Annotated in this window: 10 protein-coding genes and 1 other RNA gene; 3 read left to right on the plus strand and 8 right to left on the minus strand. The window is 41.0% G+C overall.

Going from position 1 to position 13,661, the window contains the following annotated elements; translation table 11 throughout:
• Positions 1 to 63: 63 nt before the first annotated feature.
• From ACSQ6I_RS22380 to lepB, 5 genes are all read right to left on the minus strand, one after another.
• Positions 64 to 2,787: a cation-translocating P-type ATPase gene (locus ACSQ6I_RS22380; RefSeq protein ID WP_438892460.1), complete on the minus strand. Its 2,724-nt coding sequence runs from the start codon at positions 2,785 to 2,787 to the stop codon at positions 64 to 66.
• A 391-nt stretch (positions 2,788 to 3,178) separates the two neighbouring features.
• An RNA gene (gene rnpB, locus ACSQ6I_RS22385) (RNase P RNA component class A) lies at positions 3,179 to 3,592 on the minus strand.
• Between the two features lie 46 nt (positions 3,593 to 3,638).
• Positions 3,639 to 4,358 (minus strand): hypothetical protein, encoded by a 720-nt coding sequence (locus ACSQ6I_RS22390; RefSeq protein WP_438892461.1) that lies wholly within the window; start codon positions 4,356 to 4,358, stop codon positions 3,639 to 3,641.
• A gap of 65 nt (positions 4,359 to 4,423) precedes the next feature.
• Positions 4,424 to 5,566: a magnesium/cobalt transporter CorA gene (corA, locus tag ACSQ6I_RS22395; RefSeq protein WP_438892462.1), complete on the minus strand. Its 1,143-nt coding sequence runs from the start codon at positions 5,564 to 5,566 to the stop codon at positions 4,424 to 4,426.
• A gap of 282 nt (positions 5,567 to 5,848) precedes the next feature.
• Complete coding sequence (gene lepB, locus ACSQ6I_RS22400) at positions 5,849 to 6,502, minus strand: signal peptidase I (protein WP_438892463.1); 654 nt, start codon at positions 6,500 to 6,502, stop codon at positions 5,849 to 5,851.
• Between the two features lie 228 nt (positions 6,503 to 6,730).
• Between lepB and ACSQ6I_RS22405 the strand changes: the two genes are divergently transcribed.
• Positions 6,731 to 8,065, plus strand: coding sequence for a dihydroorotase (locus ACSQ6I_RS22405; protein ID WP_438892464.1), 1,335 nt, complete (start codon positions 6,731 to 6,733; stop codon positions 8,063 to 8,065).
• Between the two features lie 100 nt (positions 8,066 to 8,165).
• On the opposite strand, the gene tsaE is transcribed toward ACSQ6I_RS22405, so the two are convergent.
• Positions 8,166 to 8,636 carry a tRNA (adenosine(37)-N6)-threonylcarbamoyltransferase complex ATPase subunit type 1 TsaE gene (tsaE, locus tag ACSQ6I_RS22410; RefSeq protein WP_438892493.1) on the minus strand — a complete coding sequence of 157 codons (471 nt, stop codon included), beginning with the start codon at positions 8,634 to 8,636 and terminating at the stop codon, positions 8,166 to 8,168.
• Between the two features lie 116 nt (positions 8,637 to 8,752).
• Complete coding sequence (locus ACSQ6I_RS22415; RefSeq protein ID WP_438892465.1) at positions 8,753 to 10,126, minus strand: gluconeogenesis factor YvcK family protein; 1,374 nt, start codon at positions 10,124 to 10,126, stop codon at positions 8,753 to 8,755.
• 269 nt (positions 10,127 to 10,395) lie between these two features.
• Between ACSQ6I_RS22415 and ruvC the strand changes: the two genes are divergently transcribed.
• The gene (ruvC, locus tag ACSQ6I_RS22420; RefSeq protein WP_438892466.1) at positions 10,396 to 10,887 is read left to right on the plus strand and encodes a crossover junction endodeoxyribonuclease RuvC; all 492 of its coding nucleotides are present in this window, start codon (positions 10,396 to 10,398) and stop codon (positions 10,885 to 10,887) included.
• Between the two features lie 420 nt (positions 10,888 to 11,307).
• Entirely contained in the window at positions 11,308 to 12,123 is an 816-nt protein-coding gene (locus ACSQ6I_RS22425) for a carbon-nitrogen hydrolase family protein (protein ID WP_438892494.1), read from the plus strand.
• A gap of 233 nt (positions 12,124 to 12,356) precedes the next feature.
• Here the strand turns inward: ACSQ6I_RS22425 and fba are convergent, their stop codons facing one another.
• Positions 12,357 to 13,430 carry a class II fructose-bisphosphate aldolase gene (fba, locus tag ACSQ6I_RS22430; protein ID WP_015217327.1) on the minus strand — a complete coding sequence of 358 codons (1,074 nt, stop codon included), beginning with the start codon at positions 13,428 to 13,430 and terminating at the stop codon, positions 12,357 to 12,359.
• Between the last annotated feature and the right edge of the window lie 231 nt (positions 13,431 to 13,661).

Genomic DNA, 13,661 nt, shown 5'->3' on the forward strand with positions numbered 1-13,661 from the left:
TAATGTATTCGGATTTCACAGAATGATTGGTGCGGGCAGGATGCCTACACCACAAGGAATTTCTTAAAAACTAGAGTCCAAACGATTGGCAAAAGCAGCTACTGCAATCATGGGCAAGCCAACAAGTAGACAAATTAACCATTGATTCAAGTCTAAGGGGGCTGTGTAAAATAGTTGGTTCATCAAACTCCATTGGCTGAAAATGACTTGCAAAATTACAGTGCTGGCAATTCCTACATACATTGCAGTTTGATCGCCTATTTCTCGTCTAATTCCTCGGATATTATCAATAATAGCCACACCTAATTGAGTGATGCTTAATAGGTAAAAAATTCTTCCTACCACTAAAGCTTGAATTGCCATCGTCCTAGCAACAGCAATATCTCCAGTTGTTTGTCGCATCCATTCAAATACACCAAAAATTAAAATCCAGTTAAAGATAGAAATAATGAAAATGCGCTTGACTAAATTAGGAGAAAGTAATTTCTCATTGGGGTTACGTGGTGGTTTTTGCATCACCTGATCAGATTTGGGTTCAAAGGCTAAGGGAACTGTCATGGCAATGGAATTCACCATATTTAACCAGAGAACTTGTAAAGATAGAATAGGTAAATCTCTGGCTAACAAAACGCTAATCAAGATCGTCATAGATTCACCACCATTCACGGGGAGAATAAAGGCGATCGCTTTCAGCAGATTACTGTAGACTGTTCTTCCTTCCTCAACCGCAGCTTCTATAGATGCAAAGTTATCATCTGTCAAAATCATATCAGCAGCTTCTTTAGCTACTTCTGTACCAGCCCCACCCATGGCAATACCAATATCTGCTTGTTTGAGGGCAGGTGCATCATTAACACCATCCCCAGTCATAGCAACTATTTCACCTTTAGATTGCAGTGCTTCCACAATCCGCAATTTCTGTTCTGGTGCCACACGGGCAAATACTACCCCATCTTCTATAGCTGTGGCCAGTTCTGGTTTTTCCATTCTCGCTAACTCAGCACCTGTAAAAGCCAGAATTTCCCGATGATGATTAAAACCCATACGAGATGCGATCGCTGCCGCAGTCACAGCATGATCACCTGTAATCATCTTCACTTGAATACCAGCTTGTTGACAGGCTTGCACCGCCTTGATAGCTTCAGCACGGGGTGGATCGATCATCCCCTGTAAGCCTACGAAAATCAAATCATTTTCGATATCTGCGTGATCTATTGAGACTAGATTCTCAGATACTGGTTTTTTCGCCAAAGCTAACACCCGTAAACCTTGATGCGCCACTGTATCCACTTGCCGACTTACAGTATCAGCATCCACAGGAGTAAGTTGCCCAGAGGAATTTAACATCTGTTGACAACGCTTGAGAATTGCTTCTACCGAACCCTTAACGTAAATAATTCGTTCTTGTTGTTTAATTTCATGCAGAGTTGCCATGTACTGAAACTCCGACTCAAAGGGGATGACATCAAGCCTGGATATACTCGCTTGTAAGTTGTCACGGGTTAACCCAACTTTATTGGCAGCAGTTATTAATGCACCTTCAGTGGGATCGCCAACTACTATCCATTGCCCATCTTTATTTTCTAAGTAGGAATCATTACATAACAAGCCAGCTTTTAAACATTCTGCTAGAGGAGGAACATCATTAAAATCTAGAGGATTTTCATTGAGTAAAATTTCTCCGCTTGGTGTATAGCCTGTACCCGTGACAGTATAATCCTGATCACCTGCATAGATGGCTTGTACTGTCATCTGGTTTTCAGTCAGAGTCCCAGTTTTGTCAGAACAAATAACTGTAGCGCCCCCTAGAGTTTCCACTGCTGGTAACTTGCGAACAATAGCGTGACGGCGTGCCATGCGGGAAACACCAATTGCTAAAGTGACGGTGACTACAGCGGGTAATCCTTCAGGAATGGCACTCACAGCAAAAGCTACCGCAGGTTCAAACATTTCTACCCAGGTTTTACCTTGTCCTAGTCCAACGGCAAATGTAAGGGCTGCTATACCTAAGATAATGTAAAGGAGAGTGCGACTAAATTTGTCAAATTTCCGAGTTAATGGGGTTTTGAGGATGTTTCCCTGTTCCATTAATTGAGAAATGCGCCCGGTTTCTGTGGCTGTACCAATGGCAACTACAATACCTTTACCAGTTCCAAAAGTGACAAAACTGCCAGCATAAGCCATATTAGTGCGTTCTGCTAGGGCTGCATCTGCGTCTACGGTTTGGGTGCTTTTTTCAACAGCGACAGATTCTCCTGTTAATCCCGATTCGTTGATTTGTAAATTGCGGATTTGCACAAGTCGTAAATCGGCTGGTACTTTGTCACCAGAAGTTAATAATACTATGTCTCCCGGAATTAATTCTGTGGAGGAAACTTGGAGTTTATTTCCGTTGCGGATAATAGTGCTGTTGGTTTTGACTGAGGAAGCTAAGGCTGCGATCGCACTTTCCGCTTTCGATTCTTGCACAAAACCAATAATAGCGTTAATCAGAGTTACGCCCCAGATTACCCCAGCATTTACCCATTGTCCCAAAAATGCTTTAATTGCACCGGCAATTAGCAAAATATAAAGTAGTGGCTGATGAAATTGCAGCAAAAACCGCAGTAAAGCACTTTTTCCATGTTTGGCTTTAAGTTCGTTAGCGCCAAAACTTTCTTTGCGCTTGCCTACCTCAGTAGAATTTAAGCCTGTTTCAATATTACTGTTTAAATATCGACTTACTTCCTGTACAGGTAGATTGTGCCACTGATGTTCTGTTAATTGATTTTTAACTACTGCTGTCATAATTCTTGATTCCGATATCATCCCCTGACAGGATAAATTTACAATGGCATTATTAATTATTAATTATTAATTGTGCTGATTGATATCTAATTGAAATATACAAAAAATCTGTCTTTCGGATTATTTTGATAAAAAATATTGCTTATAGCGATATCACTCTGGATGGATGTATTACACGACTGTGCTAGTTAGAAAGCGATCGCTCGACTTTTGATTTCATTCCAACTTAATGGCATATCTGATAATTTTGGAGTGAGAAACAGTGATTTTAAGTGATCATAGAATATCTTTGACTGTCGTGTCAGATTATGCGATCGCTCCTCCCCAAAAAATTGAAAGCCACCACCATAAAAAACGAACTATGGAAAATAAACATCCATAATTCGTTTAAGAAGAGAGTCGGACATAAGCCGGGTTCTGTTCTCTTGCGAGGGCAGTTATCTATCTGGGATGCCTGTTACCAGACACCTCTAGCGGCTCTTTACTTACGGAACTGGTAAAAGACCAACCATAGTTCCTCCGGCCTTGCTCCCAACCGGGGTTTACCGAGCCAACGCCTCTCAACGTTGCTGGTGCGCTCTTACCGCACCTTTGCACCCTTACCAAGAACTGGTAATTGATAATTTGGTAATTGGTGTTTTTCCCATTACCCATTACCCATTAAGATTCCTGGCGGTATCTTTCTGTGGCACTATCCTCACGATCGCTCGCACTGGACGTTATCCAGCAAGTTTGGTCTTTCGGGAGTCCGGACTTTCCTCAAACCAGTCATGACAACTGATCTGCAACTGCCTGCGCCTACTCTCCCCTACATCCAGTTTAAGCCTTGATAGCCCCTTCTGTCCGGATGATTAAGACTTCTTTTTATTCCAAGGTAAGGCATAACTCCAATGTAGTTTCTCGATAGTGAAGGGACAATTGATAATTGATATCGGTGGAACATTCACACCAGGAGCTAAACCGACACGCAACTCAGATATCCTTAGCACCAATTGGAGAGAAAATTCTACCTTTTTTTTACCATCCATAAAATCTTTGTACAAACCCTTGAAAGGCTTCTGATCCTTTAGCCCAACTATATTAATTAATGGGGAACCTGTTTTATATGTTCCCGTTTCTTTATCTCTTTGTAAAACATCTTCTGCGGTAATAGTCTCAGAAATTGTTTTCTTAGGAGCAATAATGGTTGGAACTTGTGGTATTGCTAAATCGCGGATCAAGTCTGGTGATTTGCGAATTACACGACGGGATTGTTTAGTATGTTCAACTACCCAAGAACTATTATCCCAGTCAACATATACAGCTAAACTTTCTGATTTATTATCAATACTCATAGACATCTCTTTCAAATCATCTTTCAGCTTTTCTAAAGAATATGTCCCAGTTTTAAAAGAAATTCCTACTTGGTCTTGGAGATTTTGCTCTTTCAATTGCTGATCAACAATACCTTTTTCAAAATTTAGCATCACCATATCATCAATAGATTCAATCATCCGATTGAATGTGTAATACACGCCCAGAATATAAACCGTCAAAACAATGAGATTTTGGTCGCTATTTTGTACTGCCATAAACCTAAATACAAACTCCCTCTGAATATTTTTGAATATTTTATTTAATTACCAATTAATTATTTTTAATCTCGCTTCATCCTTACTGAATTTGAAAGCCAACCCCGTTGCCAAAAAAAGAATATTAATCCACAGGCAATTATGGCCATTAACCCCAAGCACAATGGATAGCCCCAATACCAATTCAGTTCAGGCATATTGTATGGAGATTTTTCTGTATTGAAATTCATGCCATAAATTCCAGCTACAAAAGTTAAGGGAATAAAAATTGATGAAACCACTGTTAGGAACTTCATGATTTCATTCATTTTATTACTGACTGCTGAAAGATAGACATCCATTAATCCAGATGCCAGTTCTCGGTAAGTTTCTACCATATCCATTACTTGTAATGCATGATCGTAACAGTCTCGCAGATAAATTCTTACTTCATCGCTAATAAGTTCACTGCTATCTCTAATCAAAAAATTAATTGTATCCCGTTGAGGCCAAATTGCTCGACGTAATTGTAGTAATTCTCTTCGGATTTGATATATTTTTTGTAAGGTTTGTGGAGTAGGCTTGACTATTACTTCTTCTTCTAATTCTTCAATATGCTCTCCATAAAGTTCTAAAATTGGAAAAAACCCATCAATAATTGCATCTAATAGACAATAAGCTAAATAATCTGATCCTTGTTTACGAATGATGCCTTTACCTTTAGTAATTCGCGTTCTTACTCCTTCAAAACAATCATATTCTGGCTCTTCTTGAACAGTGAGTAAATAATGTTGACCCAAAACTAAACTGACTTGTTCGCTATAAAAACCATAGCCTCGTTCTTTTGGTACTACCATGCGAGCAATGATCACTAACTGGTCTTCATAATCTTCTATTTTTGGTCGCTCTACCATATTGACCACATCTTCTAAAACTAGAGGATGTAAATCAAAAACTTTACCTAATCTTTCTAAAATATCTTGATTACCTAGACCTTGTACATCTACCCAAGAAACAGATTCTGTATCCAAATAATTGGCGCAATCTTCTGGGTTAGTTATTTGTTCACGGATTAAAGTAGTTTGGTTATAGTCAATCAAAATAATATTTGGTGGTTCAGCATTTTCATCAATGATGATTGTACCTGGTAAAGTTCCAGGTTGGTGATAGTATGACTTGCTGAAAGGTTTCGTTATAACTTTGGGAAGATGGTGAATTTTTCTAATCATGAAATTTTACTTTGTACAACAGAAGACTCCCAGGTTCAAACTCCCCTAAGTTAGGGTAAATTGGTAAGAGCAATTATCAAATAGAATAGCTTGATTATAAGTATTGTAGGGTGCGTTAGGGAGTACCAAAAAATAAATTATCCAATTTTTTCAGTGGTATGTCACACAAGTAGGGGTTTAGCAGTGCTAAACCCCTACATCTATACTACAAATTGGGATATTTTTTAATTCTCACAATCCCCACCTTATGAGTACATTGAAGGTGGGGACTTCCGCAAATTATTAAGGATTGGAAGTGGGATACAAAGGTGACTTGTCTAGCGCCCCGATATTATTAAGCGGCCAGAATCTGACTACAGCACGACCAATAATATTTTTTTGAGGAACTAGACCCCAACAACGACCATCATAACTACTACCACGGTTGTCACCTAACACTAAGTATGAATTGGGTGGTATGGTTTCAGGTGTAGCTAAAAATGGCGGTTGCGGTCCTGATGTGCAAACATCGACAACTGTACGTACAGAAGGGGATAAATATTTATTTTCTTGGAGGAGGTTGTTATTAATATAGACTTTGCCATCCCTAAGTTCTACTTTTTCTCCTGGTAAACCGATAATTCGCTTAATAAAGGCATCCTGATACTGTTCTTTTTGTAGTTCTTCGGTTGGTGAAAATACTACTATGTCTCCCCGTTCAGGAGTAGCAAATTTATACTTCACCTTATCAACAATAATCTTGTCTGCCTTCCATTGGTCTGGTACACCATGCAGCGTCGGTTCCATTGATCCAGAAGGAATCCAACGTGCTTCGGCGACAAAGGTACGAATTCCTAGAGCAAGAAAGACACTCAAGATAATCGTTTTACCTAGCTCTAAGATCCAGGAGTTATCAGGTTGTTGGCTAGATTTGTTATCAGACACTTGATTTTGCATGAAATTACTTAAGTTTTACGGTAAGAGGCAAGTACTTAACTCGTTGGGGGAGACTTTATTTATTATCTTAACTAGAGAAGCGTATTTTCCTAATTAATATGGTATTTGGGGAGCGTGTTTCGTAAAATTTTCTCCAGATAAAGCATTCCGAATAAAGCACAAAAAGTTTACCTCGGAGATAAATTTATCTATTATCAATGAATCTCCATACCTAACGCTGTTAAATCCATGTCATCTCCAAAAAGTTTACTGATTCGCCAAGCACGCCTAATTCTACCCGATGGTGAGTTGATGATTGGGGACGTGCTGACGGCTGGACGGCAAATAGTCGAGATAGGGAAAGAAATTGCTCATGCTACATCAACTCAAGAGATTGACGCACAAGGGTTAACTTTGTTGCCTGGGGTAATTGATCCACAGGTACATTTCCGGGAACCAGGACTAGAACACAAGGAGGACTTGTTCACTGCTAGTTGTGCTTGTGCTAAAGGGGGAGTCACCTCCTTTCTAGAAATGCCTAATACAAGGCCTTTGACAATTAGTCAGTCAGCTTTAGATGACAAGCTACGACGTGCCGCCGATAAGTGTTTAGTTAATTATGGCTTTTTTATTGGGGCGACGGCTGATAATTTAGCAGAGTTACTTTTGGCAAAGCCGACACCGGGAATTAAGATTTTTATGGGGTCGATGCATGGGCAGTTGCTGGTTGATCAAGAAGGGCTGCTAGAGGCGATTTTTGCTCAGGGAGACAGGTTGATTGCTGTTCATGCTGAAGATCAAGAGAGAATTAAGCAACGCCGTCTGGAGTTTGCTGGGATTGATGATCCTGCTGTTCATTCCCAAATACAGGATAATCAAGCTGCACTGTTAGCAACCCAACTGGCATTAAAACTTTCTAAAAAATACCAACGACGGTTACATATTCTACATATGTCAACGGCTGAGGAAGCAGAGTTACTGCGTGAGGATAAACCAAGTTGGGTAACGGCGGAGGTGACACCACAACATTTGTTGTTAAATACGAGTGCTTATGAAACCATTGGGAGTTTAGCGCAGATGAATCCACCATTGCGATCGCACCACGATAATGAAATACTATGGCAAGCTCTACGTGATGGCATCATTGACTTCATCGCCACCGACCACGCACCACACACCTTAGAAGAAAAAGCTCAACCTTACCCCAATACTCCTTCGGGAATGCCGGGTGTAGAAACTTCCCTACCTTTAATGTTAACGGCTGCAATGGCAGGAAAATGTACTGTTGCCCAAGTCGCTAATTGGATGTCTAAGGCTGTGGCTGTGGCTTATGGTATTCCTAATAAGGGAGAAATTACCCCTGGTTATGATGCTGATTTAGTGCTGGTAGATTTAAACAACTACCGCCCGGTTCAGCGTGAAGAAATTTTAAGCAAATGCGGTTGGAGTCCCTTTGAAGGATGGAACCTGACAGGTTGGCCTGTCACAACAATTGTCGGCGGTGAGATTGTCTATGACAAAGGACAGGTAAATACGGAAATTCGCGGGCAGGCTTTAACATTCTTGTCAAAAAATGATCACTGATTTAACGGATTTAAGGATTTCACGGAATGAATGAGTTAATACTCTTTTGACGGATTTAAGGAATTCAAGGAATGAAGAATTTTTTCGTAAATGAAAGGGTTTAAATCCCTGTCTGAAACTGTTTTATCAATGAATTTAACGTACAATTTACAGGAGTGATTTCCGCTTGACGAGTGCCATTTTCACCATAGGTTAAAGATACTTTTAAATAACTATCTGGTAGATATGGCATTCGTTCAGCCCATTCAATAGCGACAATTCCCGGTATAACTTCCATCCCTTCCCAGTAACTTTCTAAATTCAAGCTTGTCACTTCTTGAGGTTCTAGGCGATACAAATCTAGATGGTAAAGGGGAATGCGTCCTTTAATGTATTCGTTAATCAGAGTGAACGTAGGACTGACAATAGATTCAGTTATTCCTAAACCCTTACCAATACCCTGGACTAAGGTAGTTTTACCCGCACCTAAATCACCTTCTAGTAAAATGACACTTCCAGCAGTCAGGTTTTCCCCCAGGGTAATACCTAATCTCTGTGTTGCCTCTGTATCAGAAAGGAAAATTTTAGTCATTGGTGATTGGTAATTGGTGATTGGTAATTGGTAATTGGTAAACATCCTCCTGCACCCTGCACCCTGCACCCTGCACCCTGCACCCTGCCCCCTGCCCCTCTGCCCCCCAGTATCCATCACTTCCCATGATGCGCTCCACTGTACCATTTCAGTAAAACCTTAGCTAGTTTTTGCGGGTCGTGGCGAACAGCACCATTTTCATCTTCATAGATGATATTAGCGGGGATAATACGCCGACCTAATTGGCTGATGACTTCACGATCTAAGAAAACCGGATGAGAATTTTGTTGGGCATAGCGGATAAGTGCTTGGGCAGAGGGTGTTTTTTTATGTACTAATACGGCATCAAAAAGCCTTCTGTTACCACAAGCGGCATCTATAGCTTGAATGTGTTCACCAACTGTGTAACTGTCAGTTTCTCCTGGCTGGGTCATGATATTGCAGATATAGATGCGAGGAACATTTTTGGCAGCGATCGCATCCGCAATTTCTGGAACTAACATATTCGGTATTAAGCTAGTATAAAGACTACCCGGCCCAATAATAATATAATCAGCATCTTTAATCGCCTTAATTGCTGCGGGTAAGGCTGGTGGATTTTCAGGAATACAGCCAATTCTGACAATTTTTCCCCCAGCTTTGGGAATGCTAGACTCCCCCTCAATCCGGCGGCCATCTGTCAATTCTGCCCAGAGACGCACATCGCTGAGGGTTGCTGGTAAAACTTGTCCCCGCACCGCCAGTACTTTGGAACTAGCAGCAACAGCCTGTTCCAAATCTCCAGTAATATCAGTCATGGCAGTTAAAAACAAATTGCCAAAACTGTGACCTGTCAAACCATCCCCCGCCCGAAACCGATATTGAAACAATTCTGTTAATAACTTTTCCTCATCTGCTAGTGCAGCCAAGCAGTTACGAATATCCCCAGGAGGTAAAACACCAAATTCCTGGCGCAACCTGCCAGAAGAACCACCATCATCAGCTACGGTAACAATGGCAGTAATATTAGCACTATAGGTTTTTAAGCCTCTGAGTAAAGTAGAAAGTCCAGTACCACCACCAACTACAACAATTTTGGGACCCCGGTACAAACGACGATGGGCTAACAGCACATCTATCAGTTCTTCCTCATCGCCTTGTGGCCTTAAAACTTCAGTAATTGAACCCACGGTGCGGGATTGTCCCCACAACACTAACAACACACCGAACAGTAAAACCAAGGGACCGCTGATGTAGTTGGGTAAAATATTGGCGAGGAATCCCAGAAAAACCTTCAGCAATTCTATCCCCCAAAAAATGGGGGTTAGCTTAATCCAAATAGCCAACCCCAAACTTGCCAAGAAAATACCCCCAACACTGATTAGGAACCAGCGTTTCACCGATATTCCAGGGGATAGCCACTTAAACCACTGGTTAACCCGATGGGAAGTACGGCTGTGTGACTGTAGTTGTAGGGCGTTGAGGGCTTGTCTGAGAAAACCGATTGACATACCTAATAGGGAACAGTGGTACAAACAATGTTTAACAGAAAATGTACACTACCTGGTTTCAAGACCAAGGATGGAATCATGATATTTTTCAATTCCTTTATATTTGGAGTCGATCTTTAAAGTTGTTAATATTACCTGTCGTATCAGTTTGAGATTTTCTATGTGGGCTTGGTAATTCCGTCTGTGGGGATGTTTCATGAGATGGGAAACATTTTCACTGGTAATTATTTTGTATGTAAAGACACTCTGTATTTGTAAAAATGAATTTTATGGAAAAGCGAATTTTAGGATTAGATCCAGGACTAGCAACTTTAGGGTTTGGGGCAATTACTTGGCAACAAAGTCAAGGTAAAGTACAAGACACGACAGTAAAGATGATCGATTTTGGTGTGATTCGCACTTTTTCTAATACTGAAATGACAGAGCGGTTATGTATTTTATATGACGATTTACACACCCTGATGAAGGAGTTACAACCAGATTTGGTGGCAATTGAAAAATTATTCTTCTATCGTATGTCAAGTACTATTGTTGTTGCACAGGCTAGGGGCGTACTTATGTTGGTTTTGGGACAGTGCAAGCTTCCTTATGTAGAATTTACCCCTGCTCAAATTAAGCAAGCTTTAACAAATTATGGTAATGCAGATAAGGCAGAAGTCCAAGATGCAGTAGCGCGAGAGTTAGATTTAGATGAAATTCCTAAGCCTGATGATGCTGCGGACGCTTTAGCGGTGGCTTTAACTGCTTCGTTTCAGTTGTGATCAAGTTCTAGTTACCAATTAAATAGATTCGATGCATAGGCTAGGCAGTCAGTAAATATCTTAAAGCTATATTTAACCGTATACACTAGCTAGTTCGCAACACTTGCAACTGAAGGAATAATGGTGGGTTACGCTACGCTAACCCACACTACAATTTTTGGGTAATTTATTTTTTGGTGTTCTCTGACTGCACAGTATCGAAACTATGCCTATCATCAAACGTCGTCAGCAAATGGGTTTTTATACAAGTTGATTACCCTTGCCTGTTTAAAATACTATAGCAATAGTAAGACCCTAAGGATAGTGAGTATTTTCGCGAGAAGCGCAAATTACGCAATTGTGACTAGCTTCCACCAATCTGGAAGTAACGATATATTTGAGAGTCTATCCCATACAAATCCACTGTTTGTTTTTGAATCTATGAAGTCTTATTTAGCCGCCGCTATTCAAATGACCAGTGTGCCTGATCTACAGAAAAACTTGACACAGGCAGAGGAATTAATTGATTTGGCCGTGCGTCAGGGTGCAGAATTGGTAGGGTTGCCAGAAAATTTCTCTTTTATGGGAGAAGAAAAAGACAAACTTGCCCAAGCAGATGCTCTTGCTCAAGCAACGGAAACATTTCTAATCAAAATGGCGCAGCGCTTTCAAGTTACTATTCTCGGCGGCGGCTTTCCTGTACCCGTAGGAGATGGCACAGGCAAAGTCTACAACACGGCCTTACTCATCAATCCCAATGGTCAAGAACTGGCACGTTACCACAAGGCGCATCTGTTTGATGTGAATGTTCCTGATGGTAACACCTATCAAGAATCTAGTACTGTTATGGCTGGTAAGGCTTTACCCCCAGTCCATTTTTCCGACAACTTGGGTAATTTAGGACTTTCTATTTGCTATGATGTCCGTTTCCCGGAACTGTATCGACATCTAGCAGACAAGGGAGTGGATGTTGTCTTTGTTCCAGCGGCTTTCACTGCTTTTACAGGTAAAGACCATTGGCAAGTGTTGCTGCAAGCCAGAGCGATTGAAAACACTTGTTACGTTATTGCTCCTGCCCAAACTGGGACTAACTACGCCCGCCGTCAAACCCACGGTCATGCAATGATTATCGACCCTTGGGGGGTAATTCTAGCAGATGCCGGAGATAAACCAGGAGTTGCGATCGCAGAAATTAAACCCACCAGACTAGAACAAGTACGCCGACAAATGCCATCTTTACAACATCGAGTGTTTTAGAGACTCAGATCCCCTGCTTTTTTGAGAAGTCGGGGATCTATCTGTGTATTAAACTAGAAAATCATGCTCAATCACTGTGGGAATTTCGAGTAGTTACATAAGTCCGGCTAGTGGCAAAAAAACTGTGTAAAATTGTTACCTAAAAACAAAAAACCGGGAAACTTTAAAGCCACCCGGTTTTTAATATATGGGCATAGCATCGCTACACCCTAATTAATTATTGCTGAAAAAGATTAAACCTTAGCAGCCGCTCTCATTACCAATTCGCCCTTAGCATATTTAGCAGCAAAATCTTCTAAAGAAACTTGCTTAATCTTGCTGGCGTTACCAGCAGTACCAAATTCTTGATAGCGATCTGAACAAACCTTCTGCATATATTTAATAGAAGGCTTGAGGAAGTGACGAGGATCAAATTCCTTAGGATTAGCTGCCAAAGCTTCACGAACAGCAGCAGTGATAGCTAGACGATTGTCGGTGTCGATATTTACTTTACGTACACCGCTCTTGATACCTTTTTGAATTTCTTCTACAGGTACACCGTAGGTTTCAGGAATTGCACCACCATATTGGTTAATAAGTGCAAGTAAATCTTCTGGTACAGAAGAAGAACCATGCATTACCAAGTGGGTGTTAGGCAGACGACGGTGAATTTCTTCGATACGGCTGATAGCCAAAATTTCCCCAGTAGGCTTACGGGTAAACTTATAAGCACCGTGGCTAGTACCGATAGCAACAGCCAAAGCATCTACTTGGGTTGCTTCTACGAAGCTAACAGCTTCATCGGGGTCGGTTAACAGTTGAGAATGGTCTAGTGTACCTTCAAAACCGTGACCATCTTCAGCTTCACCGGCACCGGTTTCTAGAGAACCTAAACAACCGAGTTCACCTTCAACGCTGACACCCAAGGAGTGAGCTACGTTGACAACTTCGCTGGTAACTTTAACGTTGTACTCAAAGCTTGCAGGTGTCTTAGCGTCAGCTTCTAAAGAACCATCCATCATCACGCTGGTGAAGTTGTTCTTGATTGCTGAGTAGCAGGTAGAAGGAGCATTACCATGATCTTGGTGCATGACAATGGGAATCTCAGGATAGGTTTCTACTGCTGCCAAAATCAGGTGGCGTAGAAAGTTTTCTCCGGCATAATTACGAGCGCCGCGAGAAGCTTGTAAAATTACGGGGCTATCTGTCTCAGCCGCCGCTTTCATGATTGCCTGAATCTGCTCTAAGTTGTTAACGTTAAAAGCTGGTATGCCGTAACCGTTTTCAGCAGCGTGATCCAAAAGCAACCGCATTGGTACAAGCGCCATAAATAATCCTCCTAATTTGGGTATCAGCTAGTCAGTTTAATAGAAGCGTAATATTTATCTTAATGTAATTTTTACGCTAATCTTAAGAATTTTTTCACATTATAGGAAATTATAACTAATAGCGGGTGTTTATGTTGAAAAAGTTTACCGCTGTACTATATAGACATTAATCTATGCTTTGCAGGTACTGTTGTACTGTTAACTACTGTCTAGTGAGTTGGTTTGGTAGCT

The sequence above is a fragment of the Anabaena sp. WFMT genome (assembly GCF_051781005.1).
Classification (GTDB): Bacteria; Cyanobacteriota; Cyanobacteriia; order Cyanobacteriales; family Nostocaceae; genus Anabaena.